The following is an 18,873-nucleotide window of genomic DNA, read 5'->3' as shown; positions in this document are numbered from 1 at the left end:
CAGCGCCTCCCGGACTACTCAAACCCAGGTCATCTCTACGGCCAACCGCCCCTCGAACCCCACTTCCCCGTACAACCGCAACCGCCGACCCAACCCCGCACCACCGCAATACAACTCACGACCACAAACCATCACCACCGCAGTACAACTCGCGACCGCCCCCTAAAACCACTCCACCGCAGAACAACTCATCACTGCCAACCCAAACCCGCACCACCGCAATACAACCCAACCCCGCCCCATACACCCCAGCCGACCGCCCCCAACCAGCCCCTATTCACACCTTGACCAAATCATCCGCATGAATCACCGGACGCTGCATCGTGTCAGGAAGCTCAGTAGTAGACCGCCCCAGCATGGAAACGACTTCCGTACTGTCGTACTCGACAACCCCCCGCGCGACAACCTCATCATCAGGACTCACCAGATCAACCACATCACCACCGAAGAACCGCCCACGAATACCCGTGATCCCCGCCGCGAGCAGCGAGTGCCGCTGCCCCACCGCATCGACAGCACCCGCATCGAGCAGGACCGCGCCCCGCGGCTCGGCCGCATGGCGAACCCAGAACTTGCGACCGGACAGCCGAATCGGCCGAGCCGCGAACGCCGTGCCCACAGTGCCGGCGGCGAGCGCCGACGCGGCGTCGGCGGCCGAGGCCAGCAGCACCGGGATGCCCGCGTCCGCGGCGAGGCGGGCCGCGGACAGCTTGGAGGCCATACCGCCGGTGCCGAGCGCGCCACCGCTACCCGCGATGACCCCGTCCAGGTCGGCGCTGCCGCGCACCTCGGGGATGAAGTTGGCGGCGCCCTTGCGCGGATCGCCGTCGTAGAGGCCTGCCACATCCGACAGCAGGATCAGCGCGTCGGCGCCGACGAGGTGCGCTACCAGGGCGGCCAGTCGGTCGTTGTCGCCGAAGCGGATCTCCTCGGTGGCGACCGTGTCGTTCTCGTTCACCACCGCGATCGCGCCGAGCGAACGTAACCGGTCCAGCGTGCGCTGGGCGTTGCGGTGATGCTCCCGGCGCGCGAAATCATCTGCGGAGAGCAGGATCTGGCCGACGGTGCGGCCATAGCGGGCGAACGATGTGCCCCACGCGTGGGCGAGAGCGAGCTGCCCGACGCTGGCCGCGGCCTGCTTGGTCGCGAGATCCTTGGGCCGCTTCGACAGACCGAGCGGCGCGAGTCCGGCGCCGATCGCGCCCGAGGACACGACCACCACATCCGAACCGGCTCGCATCCGCGCCTCGACCGCGTCGGCCAGCAGATCCAGACGCGCGGTGTCGAGACCACCTTCGAGGCTGGTCAGCGCCGACGAGCCGATCTTCACCACCACGGTGCGCGCCGACACGATCGCCGCGCGTCCCTGACTCAGCTCCGAACCCACCTGCATCGTTCAACTCCCTGCACCACGATCACCGAGCTAGCTCGTCAACCATCGCAGTATGCCGATTCAACAGTCGCGCCCGACAGCGAATTTCGCCGGGCGCGACTTACCTCACTCTTTGCGTTCGCCGTTTTCGTCGAGCAGGCCACGCCGCGCCTGCGAGGCGAGCTTGCGCTCGGCCGCGCCGACACGATCGTTGGTCTCGAGCCGGAGGTCGGTGCCGCGGCCGGTCGGCTGCATATCGACACCCGCCGAGATCATCGGCTCCCATTCGAAGGTCACACCGGCGATGGTGACCGGGCAACCCGGCTGCGCACCGCGCTTGACCAGCTCGGCTTCGACACCGAGGCGAGCCAACCGGTCGGCCAGATAGCCGACGGCCTCGTCGTTGTTGAAATCGGTCTGCCGAATCCAACGCTCGGGGCGAGTGCCGCGCACGATGAAACCGCCCGCCTCCTCGGGATCGGCGATGACCTTGAAACCGGTCTCGTCGGTCGCGATCGGGCGGATGATGGTGCGTTTGGGTGCGGCCTTGGGGTGCGCTTCACGGTACTTGCCGACCATGTCGGCCAGGGCGAAGGTCAACGGGCGCAGGCCCGCCCGGCTCACCGCGGAGATCTCGAACACCGGCCAGCCGCGTTCGGCGAATTCCGCCGACACCATTTCGGCGAGTTCGGCCGCGTCGGGCACGTCGGTCTTGTTGAGGATCACCACGCGCGGCCGGTCGGCCAGGTCGCCCAGGCTGGCGTCACCGGACAGTGCGGGCTTGTAGGCGGCGAGTTCGGCTTCGAGCGCGTCGACATCGGAGACCGGGTCACGACCCGGCTCCAGGGTCGCGCAGTCGACGACGTGGGCGAGCACCGCGCAGCGTTCCAGGTGGCGCAGGAAGTCCAGGCCGAGACCGCGGCCTTCGCTGGCGCCGGGGATCAGACCGGGCACGTCGGCGACGGTGAAGGTGGTGTCACCGGAGAGCACGACGCCGAGGTTCGGAACCAGGGTGGTGAACGGGTAGTCGGCGATCTTGGGCTTCGCGGCCGAGAGCACCGAGACCAGCGAGGACTTACCCGCCGACGGGAAACCGACCAGGCCCACATCGGCGACCGACTTCAGCTCGAGAACGAGATCGAGCTCTTCGCCCTCTTCACCCAGCAGCGCGAAACCGGGCGCCTTGCGCGCCTTCGACGCCAGCGAGGCATTGCCGAGACCACCACGGCCACCACGGGCGATGATGAACCGGTTGCCCACACCGACGAGGTCGACGACGACCTTGCCGTCACCGTCGACGACCACGGTGCCGTCGGGCACGGCGAGCACCAACTCGGCGCCGTTCTTGCCTTCGCGATTGCCACCCTCGCCCGGCTTGCCGTTGCCGGCCTTGGCGTTGGGGTGGAAATGGAAATCGAGCAGGGTGTGTACGTTGGCGTCGACCTCGAGGATCACGTCGCCGCCGTTGCCGCCGTTGCCACCATCGGGACCACCGAGCGGCTTGAACTTCTCACGATGCACCGAGGCGCAACCGTGTCCACCTCTACCGGCACGAACATGCAGCACGACGCGGTCGATGAATTTGGACATGGGTTGATCCTCCTCCTTCTGACTAGTCGTTTGCGGTACGGGGTAGGGAGAACACGACAGAGCGGGTCAGGGAATCAACCCTGACCCGCTCTGGTGTCTGTGGGGAGCGAAGCTCCAGGCGGTCAGGCCTGGACCGGCTCCGGTACGACGATGTTCACGGTCTTGCGGCCACGCTTGGTGCCGAACTCGACCGCGCCCGCCTCGAGGGCGAACAGCGTGTCGTCGCCACCACGGCCGACGTTCACGCCCGGGTGGAAGTGAGTTCCACGCTGACGGACCAGGATCTCGCCCGCGCTGACCTTCTGGCCGCCGAAACGCTTCACGCCGAGGCGCTGGGCGTTCGAATCGCGGCCGTTCCGGGAGCTGGATGCGCCCTTCTTATGTGCCATTGCTTCGTCTCCTCGGGAAAATTCTTACTTGATGCCGGTGACCTTGATGACCGTCAGCGGCTGACGGTGACCCTGGCGCTTGTGGTAGCCGGTCTTGTTCTTGAACTTGTGGATCCGGATCTTCGGGCCCTTGGTCTGGTCGATGACCTCAGCGGCCACGGAGATCTTGGCCAGCTTGTCGGCGTCGGTGGTCAGATCGGTGCCGTCGACGACGAGAACCGGGGTCAGCGCCACGGCGGTGCCGACCGCGCCCTCGATCTTCTCGACCTTCACCAGGTCACCGACCGCGACCTTGTACTGCTTTCCGCCGGTCTTGACGATTGCGTACGCTGCCATCGGTCGGCTTCCTCCACTCACATTGGTCCTGCACGTGTCCACGCCGCAGCTGCGACGCGTATTACTGGGCTCATCCCCGCACGAGCGGGGGAAGAACGTTTGCTGCCTGCGGTATCACCCGGCCTGTTCGGCCAGATGCTCAATCACTGGGCAGCGACCGACCTAGGTTACCAGAACGGTATGCACTCCCCCAATTCGGCCGGTCAGCGGCCGAATCGAGGACTTGCGTGCGCGGAGCGATCCGCGCACGCAAGCATCGAGCTACTGCGATTCGGCGGCCGGCGCGCCCGCGGGACGACCCACGGCGCGACGACGCGGCTTGCGCTCCGGGACGACCACGGGCTCCGCGGCGAAGTCGACGACAGCGGCCGGCTGCTCGTTCGCCGACAGGACGAACACGGCTCCCGTGCTATCCGGTGCGGGAGCGGCCGTCGACCGCGCTACGCGACGCCGACGAGGCGCCCGGGGCTCGGGTTCCGCGGCGGCGGCGACCGGTTCGGGCTCCACAGCGGCGGCGACCGGTTCGGGCTCGGCGGCCGGGGCCGGTTCGGGCTCGACCGGGGCTTGCTCGGACTGCGAGGACTCGGCGACCGGCGCCTCGACGACAGCGGTCTCGATCGGGGCCGAGATCACCGCTTCTTCCTCGACCTCGGCGACCTCGGGCTCGGCCTCGCCGGAGATAACCCCGGTGAGCGGACCGTCGGCACTCTGCTCAGCGCTGGCCGGGGCCGCACTACGACCCGACCGGCGCGACCGCGACCGCGAGCGCGGCCTGGTGGGCTCGGCGGGCGCTTCCTCGACGACCTCGGTGGGCTCGTCGCGGTGCTCGTCTTCGTGATGACCCGCCATCGCGAGCACGACCGGGTGGGCCCGCTTGACCGCGATGTCCTCTTCGGCGTGCTCGGTGGCCGGTGCGGTGCCGTTGGTCGCCGGTGCGGCGGCGGTCGCGGCCTTGTCGCGATCCTTGCCACGGCGACGACGTGAACTGCCCTCCTTCGAACGCGGCTCCTCGACCCCGGACCCGGAATCCACCGGATACGAGTGCACGAGAATGCCGCGACCGTGGCAGTGCTCACAGGTGGTGGAGAACGCCTCGACCAGTCCGGTGCCCAGCTTCTTGCGGGTCATCTGAACCAGGCCGAGCGAGGTGACCTCCGAGACCTGGTGGCGGGTGCGGTCGCGGCCGAGCGCCTCGGTGAGACGACGCAGCACCAGGTCACGGTTGGATTCGAGGACCATGTCGATGAAGTCGACGACGATCATGCCGCCGATATCGCGCAGCCGCATCTGGCGCACGATCTCCTCGGCCGCTTCCAGATTGTTCTTGGTGACGGTCTCCTCGAGGTTCGACGAGCCCGAGCCGGTGAACTTGCCGGTGTTGACGTCGACCACGGTCATCGCCTCGGTGCGGTCGATCACCAGGGTGCCGCCCGAGGGCAGCCACACCTTGCGATCGAGCGCCTTGGCCAACTGCTCATCGATCCGGAAGGCGTCGAACACGTCGACACCGTTGTTCTCGTGCCGGTTCACCCTCGGCAGCAGGTCGGGCGCCACGGTACGGACGTAGTTCTCGACAGTGCTCCACGCGCGGTCACCTTCGATGACCAGCTTGGCGAAATCCTCGTTGAACAGGTCACGGATGACCTTGACCAGCATGTCGGGCTCTTCGTAGAGGGCCTTCGGCGCGTTGGTCTCCTTGGCCGCGGCCTCCTCGATGGTGCGCCAGGCGGCCTGCAGCCGCTCGACATCGCGAGCCAGTTCGGGCTCGCTCACACCCTCGGACGCGGTCCGGATGATCACCCCGGCGTCGGACGGGACGATCTCGCGCAGGATCTCCTTGAGGCGCTTGCGCTCGGTGTCGGGCAGCTTGCGGCTGATCCCGGTGGAGGTGCCACCCGGCACGTACACCAGGAAGCGACCGGCGAGGGAGATCTGCGTGGTGAGACGGGCGCCCTTGTGCCCGACCGGGTCCTTGGACACCTGCACCAGCACCTGATCGCCGGGCTTGAGCGCCTGCTCGATCTTGCGCTCGCGACCGCCGAGACCGGCGGCCTCCCAGTTCACCTCACCGGCGTAGAGCACACCGTTGCGGCCACGGCCGATGTCGATGAACGCCGCTTCCATGCTGGGCAGCACGTTCTGGACCTTGCCGAGGTAGACATTGCCCACCATCGACGCCTGACCGGAACTGGTCACGAAGTGCTCGACGAGGATGTTGTCCTCGAGGACCGCCACCTGGGTGGTGGTCTGGTGACCCGGCGCGTGTTCGGCGGGGTCGAACGCCTTCTCGCGCACGACCATCACCCGGTCGACCGCCTCGCGACGGGCCAGGAACTCCGACTCGGTCAGAATCGGCGGACGACGACGCCCGGCCTCACGGCCGTCACGGCGACGCTGACGCTTCGCCTCCAGCCGGGTGGAGCCGGAGATGCCCTGCACCTCGTCGGGATTGCTCGCGCCGACCCGACCGCGGCTCTTGTTACGGGGCTCGCGCTCGTGCACGACGGTGTTCGGCGGGTCGTCCTCGGTCGCCGCGTCGGCGTCGGCGGATTCGCCACCGACCTTGCGACGGCGACGACGACGGCGACGACGGCTCGCGCCATCGGAGGCACCATCTTCGTCATCGGTGTCGGACTCGGTGTCCTCGGCCTGCTCGGCCTCGGTCTGCTCATCGGCCGGGTGCTCGGCATCGTCGGTGTCGTCGTCGTCGGAGTCCTCGCCGTCGGCGGACTGCTCGCCACGACCACGACCGCGGCCACGACGACCACGACGACGACGACGCGGCTGGCCGTCGGCATCGTGCTCACCGGACTGATCGGCGGCCTCGTCCTCGGCCTCGGTTTCGGCCTGCTCGGCCTCGGGCGCGACGGCCTCCTCCACCGGCGGCGCGGCGGCCTCTTCCGTCTTCTTGGGTGCCCGTTCGGCGCGACGGCGCTTGCGCGTCTCCTCGGCAGCGGTGGCGTCCGGCGGGAGGAACAACGGCATACCCACCGAGGCGGGCGCCTCGAAGGTCACCGGTTCGGCCTGCACGGGGGATTCCGACGCCCGGTGGGTGAACAGATCCGTATGCGCGTCCTCGCGCATCGTGGCGAACACCTCGTCGGTGCGCGCGACGTGGGTTGCGGAGAACAGCGACGCGGGCGTCGCTGACGTGTCGGCCGGCTGCTCGGCGACGGGGGCTGCGCTCTTCTTCGCGCGCGGCGCGGGGGCTGCGGGTTCGTCCGGTTCGGCGTCGGCGGCGGCGATCGCGTCGCGCACCGTCTCGGCGACCGACCGGTCGACGTTGGATTGCACGCTGCGCGCCTCGGCGCCCAACTCGGCCAGTTTGGCCAGGATGCGTTTGCTGGTCACTCCCAACCGTTTGGCCAGTGCATGAACTCGAATTCGCTCCGGCAATTGATCGGCATCCTGTTGTGTTGTGTCCAGCGGCTCTTTTTCGGCCACGAAGTCTCCTCGGGCCCCCGGGCGCGTCCTTCCCCGGTACGGGAGTGACGCGGCCGACGCGGGGGCATCGTCCGTGCACCTCGTACCCGATGGTACGAGGGTCATCTGGTCTCGCCCCGCGTGTCCGGTCGCACCTTGATCGTTCATCTGGCGGGCCAACCGGTCACACGGCGCCTGGCTGTACGGCGTGGCACCGCGCTTTCGAGCGCTCATCCAGCGTGCCGGTGCGGGCGACCCCAGCAACAGGGTCATCCGTGGCAGCGATGATCGGCATCAACCGCGGTGTCATCCGGTCATGTCCGACGCCGCGTCACGTACCTGCGCGAGAGGTCGGCGTCGAACACATCCATTGTCAGTATCCCATACGGTTCGCGCGGGGATCGCCATCGGCGCAATTGCCGTGAACTCCGCCCTGCTCACGGCCGTCGTACGGCCCGGCGCATCCGCCGAGCGAGAGCGCCCCGACCGGGCGGAGTTCGATACCGCCTGACCGGGTGCTTCTCGCTACGTCGCGCTATCGACCGTGGTGGGTCAGGCGGGGAATTCGGGGAACCAGAGCGCGATCTCACGCTTGGCGGACTCGGGCGAGTCGGATCCGTGGACCAGGTTGAACTGGGTCTCCAGGCCGAAGTCGCCGCGGATCGTGCCGGGCACGGCCTTCTCGACCGGGTCGGTGCCACCGGCCAGCTGACGGAACGCCGCGATCGCGCGCGGGCCTTCGAGTACGGCCGCGACGACCGGGCCGGAGGTGATGAATTCGATGAGCGAGCCGAAGAAAGGCCGCTCGGCGTGTTCGGCGTAGTGCTCGCGCGCGAGTTCCTCGGACACGTTCTTGCGCTCCAGCGCCTGGAGGGTGAGGCCCTTGCGCTCGATACGCGCGAGGATCTCGCCGGTGAGGCCTCGGGAGACACCGTCCGGCTTGATGAGTACCAACGTCTGCTCAGTCACGGGGTAACCCTAGCGTCGGCCGTGTCAGCACGCCGATCGGGCCCTCGAGCGTCAGGGCTTGGTACCCATCCGCTGGCTGGGGAGCAGACCCGCGTCCATTCGGCGCTGGACATCCGAGCGCAGGACGAGGATGAACGCCCAGACAGCGAGGAACACCACCCCGATCACGCCGATCGACAGGTGGATGAACACGCCCGCGAGCAGCAGCACCTGCAATCCCAGGTTGAACGGGATCGCCCACGGCTTCCGCTGGACACCCGCGCCCAGGATCATCAGCACCGAGAGCACCACGAGATAGGTTCCGGAGAACCACGTGACACCGCCGCCGACGTCGGCGACCACCGGCAGTGCCAGCAGCACCACGATCGCCTCGAGGATCAACGTCCCCGCCATCACGCCGCGCAGACCCTTCCACGGATCGTTGGCGGGGGGAGGCACTTGTTCGCTCACGCCGGTGCCTTTCCGAACAGGGCGCGCGCGGCGCCCGCGGTAACGACCGACCCGGTGACCACCACGCCGGCGCCCGAGATCACATCGCCCTCGTCGCCCGCCTGCTCGGCCAGCGCGATCGCCGACTCCAGCGCGTCGGGCAGAGTCTCGGCGGTGATCACTCGTTCATCGCCGAACCGCTGCACGGCCAGGTCGGACAGCGCGTCCACATCCATGGCCCGCGGGGAGCCGTTGCTGGTGACGACGATTTCGTCGAAGACCGGTTCGAGCGCGTCGAGAATTCCGGCCGCGTCCTTGTCGGCGAGTACCGCGACCACCCCGACCAACTTGCGGAAGTCGAACTCGCCGGTGAGCGTCGCGGCCAGCGCTTTGGCGCCCGCCGGATTGTGGGCGGCGTCGACGAAGATGGTCGGCGCGTTGCGCATCCGTTCCATCCGCCCCGGACTGGCCACCGTCGCGAAACCGGTTCGCACGGCCTCGATATCGAGCTGACGATCCGCGCCCGCGCCGAAGAACGCCTCCACCGCGGCCAGCGCCAGCGACGCGTTGCGGGCCTGGTGCTCGCCGTGCAGCGGCAGGAAGATCTCGTCGTAGACGCCGCCGAGCCCCTGCAGGGTGAGCAGCTGTCCACCGACGGCGACGGCGCGTTCCAGCACCCGGAACTCCGCGCCCTCACGGGCCACCGCGGCGTCCTCGGCGACGGCGCGGCGCAGCAGCACGTCCATCACCTCGGGTTCCTGTTCGGCGATCACCACGACGGTGTCGGTCGGGATCAGCGCCTCGGGCGCGCGCTTGATGATCCCGGCCTTCTCCTTGGCGATCGACGCGAGGTCGGGACCGAGGTACTCGGTGTGGTCGAGACCGATCGGGGTGATCACCGCGACCTGCGCGTGGATCACATTCGTGGCGTCCCAGGTGCCGCCCATGCCGGTTTCCACGACGGCCACGTCGACCGGCGCCTCGGCGAACGCAGCGTAGGCCATGCCGGTGAGCACCTCGAACTTGCTCATCGCCGGGCCGCCGGATTCGGCGGAGCGTTGGTCGATCATGCCGATATAGGGCGTGAGCTCGTGATAGGTCGCCACGTAGTCGGCCGGGGAGATCGGCGCGTTGTCGACGCTGATCCGCTCGGTGGCCAGCTGCAGGTGCGGGCTGGTGATCCGGCCGGTGCGCCGATGCAGCGCGGTGAGCAGGGCGTCGATCATCCTGGTCACCGAGGTCTTGCCGTTGGTGCCCGCGATGTGGATCGCCGGATAGTTGTGCTGCGGGTTGCCCAGCAGATCCATCAGGGTGGCGATCCTGGTGAGCGAGGGCTCGATCTTGGTTTCGGGCCAGCGCTTGTCGAGCTCGGCCTCCACCAGGGCCATCTCGGCGAGGTCGACCGGTGACGGCCCGGCGCTGAGCTGGGCCGCGGTGTAGTCGCTGCCGCCGAAGTCGGCGTCTTCGGGGTCGAGGTCGCCGGGGCCGAGGTCGCTCACTTGGCGCTCAACTCCGCCAGGCGGGCGCCGATGCGCGTGACTTCGGCCGCGGCCACATCACGTCGACCGGTGATCTTGTCGACGACCGGCTGCGGTGCCTTCGCCAGGAAGGCCTCGTTGCCGAGCTTGGCCGTGGTGGTGTCGAGGTCCTTGCGCGCGGCCGCGAGGTCCTTCTCCAGCCTGCGGCGTTCGGCGTCGAGGTCGATCGCGCCGGAGGTGTCGAGCTGCACGGTGACCGTGGCGTTCGACAGCCGGACCTGGACCTCGGCGGTGGTCGCGAAGTCGTCGCCGGGTTCGGTCAGGCGGGCCAGGTTGGCCACCGAGTCGGCGAACCCGGCGAGCCCCGCCTCGTCGATCCCGACGAGGGTGGCCTTCACCTTCTGCTTGTCGGCCAGCCCCTGGTCGCCGCGGAACCGGCGGATCTCGGTGATCAGCCGCTGGGTGTCGGCCACCCGCTGGGCCGCGACATCGTCGGCCGCGATGCCACTGGCCTGCGGCCAGGGAGCGATCACCAACGATTCGCCGCCGGTGAGCGCCTTCCACAGCGTCTCGGTGACGAACGGGATCACCGGGTGCAGCAGGCGGAGCACCGCGTCCAGCACACTGCCGAGCACCACCGCGGTGCTCTCGGCGCGCGCGTCGGACTCGGCGAACTGCACCTTGGACAGCTCGAGGTACCAGTCGCACAGCTCGTCCCACGCGAAGTGGTAGAGCGCCTCGCACGCTTTCCCGAATTCGTAGGCGTCGAAGGCGGTGTCGACCTCGGCGCGCACCGCTTCGAGCCGGTCGACGATCCAGCGATCGGCATCGGTGAGGGTCTCGCGCGGAGGCAGCTCGCCAGTGCGCGCGCCGTTCATCAGGGCGAACTTGGTGGCGTTGAACAGCTTGGTGACGAAGCTGCGCGAGGCCAGCGCGTGCGCGTCGCCGACGGAGAGATCGCCGCCGGGCTGCGCGCCGCGGGCCAGGGTGAAGCGCAGCGCGTCGGCGCCGTAGGAATTGATCCAGTCGAGCGGGTCGATGCCGTTGCCGCGCGACTTCGACATCTTCTTGCCGTGCTGGTCGCGGATCAGGCCGTGCAGGAACACGTCTTCGAACGGGACCTGCTTCTGTGCGCCCTTACCGGCCGTGAGCACCGGATCGTCGCTGACGTACATGCCGAACATCATCATCCGGGCCACCCAGAAGAACAGGATGTCGTAACCGGTGACGAGGACGCTGGTGGGATAGAACTTCGACAGCTCGGGGGTCGAGTCGGGCCAGCCCATCGTGGAGAACGGCCACAGACCCGAGGAGAACCAGGTGTCGAGCACATCGGGGTCCTGCACCCAGCCCTGCGGCGCTTCCTCGCCGGGGCCCAGGCACACGATCTCGCCTTCGGGGCCGTACCAGATCGGGATGCGGTGACCCCACCACAGCTGCCGCGAGATGCACCAGTCGTGCATGTTGTCGACCCAGTCGAACCACCGCGGTTCCTGGCTGGCCGGGTGGATCTTCACATCGCCTTCGCGCACGGCGTCGCCCGCGGCCTTGGCCAGGGTGTCGACCTTGACCCACCACTGCATCGACAGGCGCGGCTCGATCGGCTCGCCCGAACGCTCCGAGTGGCCGACCTGATGCTTGTAGGGGAACTTGCGGCCGACGATGCGACCTTCGGCCTCGAGCCGCTCACGGATCTTCACGCGGGCCTCGAAGCGGTCCATACCGTCGAATTCGGTACCGCTGTCGGCGATCCGGCCCGCCTTGTCCATGATCGTCGGCATCGGCAGGCCGTGACGCAGGCCGAGTTCGAAGTCGTTGGGATCGTGCGCCGGGGTGATCTTCACCGCGCCGGAACCGAATTCGGGGTCGACGTAGTCGTCGGCGACGATCGGGATCTGGCGACCGGTGATCGGGTGGTAGAGCGTGGTGCCGATCAGCGCCCGATACCGCTCGTCGTCGGGATGGACCGCGACGGCGGTGTCTCCGAGCATCGTCTCCACGCGGGTGGTGGCCACGATCACGTGTGGCTCGTCGTCGTTCAGCGAACCGAACCGCATGCTCACGAGCTCGCCGTCGACCTCCTTGTGGTCCACCTCGAGATCGGAGATGCCGGTCTGCAGCACCGGCGACCAGTTCACCAGGCGCTCGGCGCGGTAGATCAGCCCCGAGTCGTAGAGCCGCTTGAAGATCGTCTGCACGGCGCGCGAGAGACCGTCGTCCATGGTGAAGCGGTCGCGGCTCCAGTCGACGCCGTCACCGAGGCGACGCATCTGTCCCTGGATCTGCCCGCCGGACTCACGCTTCCAGTCCCACACCTTGTCGATGAACAACTCACGGCCGAAGTCCTCCTTGGACTTCCCGTCGACGGCGAGCTGCTTCTCCACCACCGTCTGCGTGGCGATGCCCGCGTGGTCCATGCCCGGCAGCCACAGCACCTCGTAGCCCTGCATCCGCTTGCGGCGGGTGAGCAGGTCCATGATCGTGTGGTCGAGCGCGTGGCCCATGTGCAGCGTGCCGGTGACGTTCGGCGGCGGCAGCACGATCGAGTATGGCGGCTTGCCCGAGGCGGCGTCGGCGGCGAAGTATCCGGCGTTTACCCAGCCCTCGTACAGGTCGGCCTCTACCTCGCTGGGGTTCCAGCTCTTGGGCAGGGCATCGGCACGATTACGCGAGTTGTCAGGGGCTGCGCTGGTCACGTCCCAATCCTAAGGGGAGCGACAACCAGCTTTTTCCCCGCCTACCCGAGCAAGAGAAAAGACGGAGTCTTCGGTGGATGAGGGACACCGAAGACTCCGTCTACAACCCTGATACTACCGGCGATCAACCCCGCTCAACGGAATCCATATGGAATTCTCAGCTTCTATTCACCCCGGACAGCAATGCCTGTGACGCGCCACGAAGACACGCGGAAACCGTTGTGTCCCAACCTTCCAGCGAAATATCCGGGTAGGCCCCGATTGCCGTTTTGTCCGTTTTACCGGACCCTGGACAGAGTGACGCCCCCGCTCGATTCCTCGTCTCCCGTTCCCGCATCGGCACCGAGGATCATCACCCCGATCGCCCTGGTGGACCTGCGCGCGAGCGCGGTCGAAGAACTGCGCTACCCCCGCAGCACCGTTCTGGTCTTCGCCGGTGTCCCCGGCGCGGGAAAGTCCACCGCGCTACACCGTTTCTTCGGCTCGGGACCCGACGCCGAACATCCGGTGCGGACGGCGTCGGGCGCCCTCGTCCTCGACTCGAACCACACCCGCAATCGGCTGCGTCACCGCCTGGGGTGGGCGCCGTACTCCCTGTGGCGACCGCTGGTCCACTTCGCGCACTACCGCGCCATCCGCGACGCGGTCCGCGACAGCGACGGACCGGTTGCCATCCACGACTGCGCGACCTTCCGCTGGAGCCGTCGCCTGATCGCCCGCTGGAGCGCGCAAGGCCGCCGGGAACTGCACATGGTGCTCATCGACGTACCGGCCGAGCAGGCCAGATCCGGTCAGATCAGTCGCGGTAGAAGCGTCAACAGCCTGGCCTTCACAGGGCACTGCCGCCGCTGGGAAACGATGATGGACTCGCTCGGCGCGCGCGGCACCGCGCTCGCACCGGATCCGCGGCCGCTGGCCTCGACCTCGGTGGTGATCATCGACCGTCCGACGCTGCACGCGGTCTCGCGCATCGCCTTCCACCCGGTCTGATCAGGGCACCAGCACGCTCAACGCTCCCGGCATCGACTGGACCGTCACCGGCAGCATCCCGGCGGGTTCACCATCGGCCGTCGCGTACCCGCCCTCGGCAGCGACCGTGATGCGCCGGGCCCGATATCGCTTGGTCGCCGGATGGTCGATCCGTTTGCCCGCCGACAGCGCGGGCAGCAATCGCGCCATCTCCACGCGCGACACCGCACCGACCACCGTGATGTCGAGATAGCCGTCGTCGGCGCGCGCTTCCGGACACACCAGCATTCCGCCGCCGTAGGTGCGGGTGTTGCCGATCGGCGCCATCACCGCGTCGGTCAGGATCACCACGTGTGAGTCGGGTGGATTGTCGAGCGCGCCGGGCGCCAGGCCCGACAGTTCGATCCGGAAGGGCAGTGTGTAGCCCCGCATCAGCTCGACGACAGCGGCCGCGGTGTAGCGCAGCGGCCCACGGGGATAACGCATCCTGTTGGCGCGCAAGGTGACTCGTGCGTCGAACCCGGTGCCGACCACGGTCGCGAACCAGGTGGGTGCCGCGTCGGGCGATTCGATGCGCCCCAGATCGATGGTCCTGGCCCGACCGCCGAGCACGATCTCGACGGCAGCACGGGGATCATCGGTCGGTATCCCGAATTCGCGCGCCAGATCGTTGCCGGTGCCCGCGGGCACCAGACCCAAGGGCACCCCACTGTGCGCGAGGGCGGCCAGCAGCACGTTCATCAGTCCGTCACCACCGACGCAGACCACCGCGTCCGGCCGACCCTCGCCCGCGACGAGGGTCCTGACCCGCGCCACCGACTCGTCCGCACTCGGCGCCCGCACCTCGACCACCTCGACACCGCGCGCCAGTAGCTCGCCCAGCACAGTCTCGGCGACATCGTCGCCCCGGCCAGACCCGGAATGCGGGTTCGTGACGACCACTACCCGCCGCACCGAATGTTCGCTCACGGCACCAGCTTCCCAGGGTTGAGCACTCCGGTGGGGTCGAGTTCGCGCTTCACCGCGCGCAGTACCCGAACTCCCAGGTCACCGATTTCGGCACGCATCCACGGACGGTGGTCGGCGCCGACGGCGTGATGATGGGTGATGGTGCCGCCCGCGGCGATCATCGCGTCGCTCGCGGCGGATTTGGCGATCCGCCACTGCGCGATCGGATCATCGAGCTGCTTGGCGACGACGGTGAAATACAGCGACGCCCCGGTCGGGTAGGTGTGCGAGATGTGGCACATGACCAGCGCGGGCGTGCCCTGCGCACCGAGCGCGTCCATCAGCGCACCGGTGACCTTGACCTTGAGATTGGCCAGATTGGCCCAGCTGGTGGCGGTTTCGAGCGTTTCGCACAGCACACCGACATCGAGCAGCGCGTCCCGCAGATACGGCGCGGCGAACCGGCCGTGCTCCCACTGCCGCGCCGGCGCCTCACCGAGTGCGGTGCCGCCCGCGGCGGCCAGCAGCTCGCTCGCCTCGACGGATCGGGCGGCCACATGCGCCCGAGTGCCCTCGAAGGTCGTGATGGCGAGACAGCCCGACACCGGGTTGCCGCCGACATCGGCCGAGCGCGCCAGATTCAGCCCCGTTTCGGCCTCGTCGGACAGGCGCATCACCGTCGGCGCCGCGCCGGCCTGCACCACTGCGCGCAGCGCCGCGGCGCCGGTGGCGAAGTCGGGGAACGACCAGGCTTGATAACCCACGGTTTCCGGCACCGGATGCACCCGCACGGTGACGGAGGTGATGATGCCGAGGACGCCTTCGGATCCGACGAACAACTCGCGCAGGTCGGGTCCGGCCGCCGACGCGGGGGCCCGACCGAGGTCGAGGGTGCCCTGCGGCGTGGCGATCACCAGGCGTTCGATCATGTCGTCGAACCGGCCGTAGCCCGCTGATGCCTGACCCGACGACCTAGTCGCGGCGAATCCGCCGATGCTGGCGAATTCGAAACTCTGCGGGAAGTGGCCCAGCGAGAGCCCGTGCGCACCGAGCGATTCCTCGGCTCGCGGACCGGTGAGCCCGGCGCCGAGGGTGGCGGTGCCACTGACCGGATCGACCGCGGTGAGCGTGTCGAGCCTGCGCAGATCGAGCGCGAGCACGGTGTCGAACTGCCCGCGCACGGGATCGACGCCGCCGACGACGCTGGTCCCACCACCGAAGGCGACGACGGCGACGCGGTGTTCGGCGCAGTACCGCAGCAGCGCGAGAACCTGCGCGTGATCGGCGGGGAACACGACGGCGTCGGGCGCGTCCTGCGGCGTGTCGGCGCGTCGGCGCAGCAGGTCGGGGGTGCTCTTGCCGCCCGCGTGCCGGAGCCGGTCGAGATCGGCGGTAGTGAGATGTTCGTCACCGACGATCGCCGTGAGGCCTGCCCGATCGGCGGCCGTGAGCGTGGTGGGGATCAGCGCCACATCGTTCTCGGCGCGGCGCGCGACCGGCTCACCGGAGATCCCGAACACCTGCGCGAGCAGGCCACGGATCTGCGCCGACAGCGGCTGATGACCGGCGGCGACGCCCCAGGCGTCCCACACCATGCCCGGTGCCACGGTGTCAGACCCGGATTGTTCGTGTTGCGTCTCGACCATGCGTTACATAATGACATATAGTGTCAAGCAGTAACCAACGATATGTCCCAGAGTCGGCGGCCGTACCGCTGTCGGATGTCACTACCGGCCGTTCACGACCGCAACCCCGCTGGCCCGCTCGATACCCTTGGGCGGTTCCAGCCCGACCCACGGCGCTGCTGTCCGGCGCCACCGAGCCTTCCGGCGGTGAAGCACGATGATCGATCTCGCGACCCACGCTGACCAGCTTTCGCCCACCGATGTGGCGATTCTCGATGCCACTCGGGCCTGCGTCGTCGATTTCGGCGTTCGCCGAACAACGCTCACCGAGGTGGCGCGGCGAGCCGGAGTGAGCAGGCCGACGGTCTACCGCCGTTGGCCCGACACCGGGTCGCTGATCGCCGAACTGCTGGTGCGTGAACTGCGCACGATCGTCGCCGAGACCATGCCCAACACCGGCCTCGGCCGGGATCGGCTGGTCCTCGGCATCGTGACCGGCTCGGCGGCGATCAGGTCGAACGCGGTGTTCGCCAAGATCTTCCGCACCGACACCGACCTGATGCTCACCTATGTGTTCGGGCGGCTGGGCCGCAACCAGCGCACGCTGATCGGGCTCTTCGCGAGCGTGATCGAGCTCGGCCACCGCGACGGGTCGATCCGGGCCGGTGATGCCGAGCGGATGGCCACCATGCTGCTGCTCATCACCCAGTCGGCGGTGCAGTCGGCGGGCACGGTGGAGTCGTTGCTGGCCGGTGCGGAGTTCGACGCCGAATTGTTCAGGGCTATCGAGGGTTATCTGCTCCCGCTACCCGACAAGGACTGTGATGACTCCTGATTTCTCCACTGCCGCCGCCACGCTGAACGCGGCACGTCGCACCGCCGACCTCGTGGCGCTGGGCGAGCAGCCCGAGGTCGACGTGGTGGTGATCGGCGGCGGCGTGACCGGCACCGGTGTTGCCCTCGACGCCGCCGCGCGCGGACTGCGCACCCTGCTGGTGGAGCGCGACGACTTCGCGTTCGGCACCAGCCGCTGGAGTTCGAAGCTGGTGCACGGCGGGCTGCGATACCTGGCGAGCGGCCGGGTCGGGATCGCGCACGAGAGCGCGGTCGAACGCGGCATCCTTTTGCGCACCACCGCGCCGCATCTGGTGCGCCCGCTCCCCCAGCTCGTTCCGTTGCTGCCCGGTATCAAGCCGGGCCAGAGCACCCTCATCCGCGCGGGCTTCGCCGCCGGTGACGCCCTCCGGATCGCCGCGCACACCTCCGTCGATACGTTGCCGCGCTCACGCCGGGTGGCCGCCGCCGAGGCCCTGCGCTTGGCGCCGACCGTGCGGCGCGACCGGCTGCGCGGTGGATTGCAGGCGTGGGACGGTCAACTCGTCGACGACGCCCGCCTGGTGGTCGCGCTGGCTCGCACGGCCGCCGCGCACGGCGCGACCGTGCTCACCCGCGTGGCGGCGGTCGCGGCGCAGGGTGACTCGGTCCAGCTGCGCGACGCGCTGACCGGCGAGACCATGACGGTCCGAGCGCGCGCGGTCGTGAACGCGACCGGCGTCTGGGCGGGCGAGGTCGACCACAGCATCGAACTGCGGCCCAGCCGCGGCACCCACCTCGTCTTCGACGCCGAGGCGTTCGGTGGGCTCAGCGCCGCGCTGACAGTGCCGGTTCCTGGCAGCATCAGCCGATTCGTCTTCGCACTGCCCGCCGCACACGGCCGCGTCTACCTCGGCCTCACCGACGAGGACGCGCCGGGCCCGATCCCCGACGAGCCACAGCCCACCGAGGCCGAGATCGACTTCCTGCTCGACACCATCAACACCGCGCTGCGGGAGCCGTTGACCCGCGCCGATATCCGGGGAAGATTCGCCGGCCTACGCCCCCTGCTGAAGACCGCCGACGACAGCACCGCCGACATCTCCCGCGAACACGCGGTTCTCACCTCGCCCGACGGCCTGATCACCGTCGTCGGCGGCAAGCTCACCACCTACCGCCGAATGGCCCAGGACGCCGTAGACGCCGCCGTCGCCCATGCCACGCTCCCCGCCACACCCTGCCGCACCACCCGAATCCCCCTCATCGGCGCGGTCGCGGGCGCCGCCCGCGACCGAATCGACGCCCCCCCGGTCCTCATCGAGCGCTACGGCACCGAAGCGAGCCAGATCGTCTCCGCCTGGCTCGCCGACCCCACCCGCGCACAACCCGTAGCCCCCGGAATCGACGTCACCGCAGCCGAATTCGACTTCGCCATCACCCACGAGGCAGCCCTCACCATCGACGACCTCCTCGACCGCCGCACCCGCATCGGTTTGGTCCCCACCGACCGCGAAGCCGCCATCCCCGCCGCCGAAGCCGCTTTCGCCAGAAACGCCGCCATCACCACCTGACAACCCAGGTCCCCCACCTCACCCGGCCCATCCCCGTCGTCCCTCCCCACCGCAACGCACACCCACCCGTTGGCGCCTTCACTCCCAACCCCGCCCCACCCAACTCCACACCGCACACCCAGCCCCGTCCCCGCCGTTCAACACCCCAGCTCACCACAACACTGTGGGGACCCAGCCCGTCCGCGGCTCACACCGACACTGTGCACACCCAGCCCGACCCCGTCTCCAACACCCCACCCAACCCACCCAACCCACCCACCGCACT

14 protein-coding genes are annotated in these 18,873 nt (G+C 68.8%); 3 read left to right on the top strand and 11 right to left on the bottom strand.

The window, feature by feature from the left end:
• Positions 1-277: 277 nt before the first annotated feature.
• The 9 genes from proB to NA12_RS24735 form a co-directional block, all read right to left on the bottom strand.
• Positions 278-1,393, bottom strand: a complete 1,116-nt coding sequence (gene proB / locus NA12_RS24775) for a glutamate 5-kinase (RefSeq protein ID WP_132370216.1) — start codon at positions 1,391-1,393, stop codon at positions 278-280.
• A gap of 105 nt (positions 1,394-1,498) precedes the next feature.
• Positions 1,499-2,962, bottom strand: coding sequence for a GTPase ObgE (gene obgE / locus NA12_RS24770; protein ID WP_067456088.1), 1,464 nt, complete (start codon positions 2,960-2,962; stop codon positions 1,499-1,501).
• A 122-nt stretch (positions 2,963-3,084) separates the two neighbouring features.
• Complete coding sequence (gene rpmA / locus NA12_RS24765) at positions 3,085-3,351, bottom strand: 50S ribosomal protein L27 (protein ID WP_056821498.1); 267 nt, start codon at positions 3,349-3,351, stop codon at positions 3,085-3,087.
• A 24-nt stretch (positions 3,352-3,375) separates the two neighbouring features.
• Entirely contained in the window at positions 3,376-3,687 is a 312-nt protein-coding gene (rplU, locus tag NA12_RS24760) for a 50S ribosomal protein L21 (protein WP_067456085.1), read from the bottom strand.
• A gap of 261 nt (positions 3,688-3,948) precedes the next feature.
• Positions 3,949-7,083, bottom strand: coding sequence for a translation initiation factor IF-2 N-terminal domain-containing protein (locus NA12_RS24755; RefSeq protein WP_424453551.1), 3,135 nt, complete (start codon positions 7,081-7,083; stop codon positions 3,949-3,951).
• Positions 7,084-7,662: 579 nt separating this feature from the next.
• Positions 7,663-8,079 carry a nucleoside-diphosphate kinase gene (gene ndk, locus NA12_RS24750; RefSeq protein ID WP_067456079.1) on the bottom strand — a complete coding sequence of 139 codons (417 nt, stop codon included), beginning with the start codon at positions 8,077-8,079 and terminating at the stop codon, positions 7,663-7,665.
• A 51-nt stretch (positions 8,080-8,130) separates the two neighbouring features.
• The gene (locus NA12_RS24745; RefSeq protein WP_207905660.1) at positions 8,131-8,472 is read right to left on the bottom strand and encodes a DUF4233 domain-containing protein; all 342 of its coding nucleotides are present in this window, start codon (positions 8,470-8,472) and stop codon (positions 8,131-8,133) included.
• A 53-nt stretch (positions 8,473-8,525) separates the two neighbouring features.
• The gene (gene folC / locus NA12_RS24740) at positions 8,526-10,007 is read right to left on the bottom strand and encodes a bifunctional tetrahydrofolate synthase/dihydrofolate synthase (protein ID WP_424453550.1); all 1,482 of its coding nucleotides are present in this window, start codon (positions 10,005-10,007) and stop codon (positions 8,526-8,528) included.
• Positions 10,004-12,682 (bottom strand): valine--tRNA ligase, encoded by a 2,679-nt coding sequence (locus NA12_RS24735; protein WP_067456074.1) that lies wholly within the window; start codon positions 12,680-12,682, stop codon positions 10,004-10,006. The genes folC and NA12_RS24735 overlap by 4 nt, the downstream gene beginning before the upstream one ends.
• A gap of 297 nt (positions 12,683-12,979) precedes the next feature.
• On the opposite strand from NA12_RS24735, the gene NA12_RS24730 reads away from it, so the two are divergent.
• On the top strand, positions 12,980-13,672 hold the full coding sequence (locus NA12_RS24730) for an AAA family ATPase (protein ID WP_243655083.1): 693 nt from the start codon (positions 12,980-12,982) through the stop codon (positions 13,670-13,672).
• Here the strand turns inward: NA12_RS24730 and NA12_RS24725 are convergent, their stop codons facing one another.
• On the bottom strand, positions 13,673-14,620 hold the full coding sequence (locus tag NA12_RS24725; RefSeq protein WP_067456071.1) for a diacylglycerol kinase family protein: 948 nt from the start codon (positions 14,618-14,620) through the stop codon (positions 13,673-13,675). It abuts the gene before it with no gap.
• Positions 14,617-16,245, bottom strand: coding sequence for an FAD-binding oxidoreductase (locus NA12_RS24720; RefSeq protein WP_067456068.1), 1,629 nt, complete (start codon positions 16,243-16,245; stop codon positions 14,617-14,619). The genes NA12_RS24725 and NA12_RS24720 overlap by 4 nt, the downstream gene beginning before the upstream one ends.
• Positions 16,246-16,441: 196 nt before the next feature.
• Here NA12_RS24720 and NA12_RS24715 point away from each other — a divergent pair, with 196 nt between their 5' ends.
• Both NA12_RS24715 and NA12_RS24710 read left to right on the top strand, forming a co-directional pair.
• A complete protein-coding gene (locus tag NA12_RS24715) occupies positions 16,442-17,059 on the top strand; it encodes a TetR/AcrR family transcriptional regulator (RefSeq protein ID WP_067456065.1) in 618 nt (205 codons plus the stop codon).
• The gene (locus NA12_RS24710) at positions 17,049-18,608 is read left to right on the top strand and encodes a glycerol-3-phosphate dehydrogenase/oxidase (protein WP_067456062.1); all 1,560 of its coding nucleotides are present in this window, start codon (positions 17,049-17,051) and stop codon (positions 18,606-18,608) included. Before NA12_RS24715 ends, NA12_RS24710 begins: the two co-directional genes overlap by 11 nt.
• Positions 18,609-18,873: the final 265 nt, after the last annotated feature.

The sequence above is a fragment of the Nocardia alba NBRC 108234 genome, from assembly GCF_001612665.1.
Classification (GTDB): domain Bacteria; phylum Actinomycetota; class Actinomycetes; order Mycobacteriales; family Mycobacteriaceae; genus Nocardia; species Nocardia alba.
The sequence above is the reverse complement of the archived record's forward strand: the minus strand, read 5'-3'. Positions and strand labels throughout refer to the sequence as shown.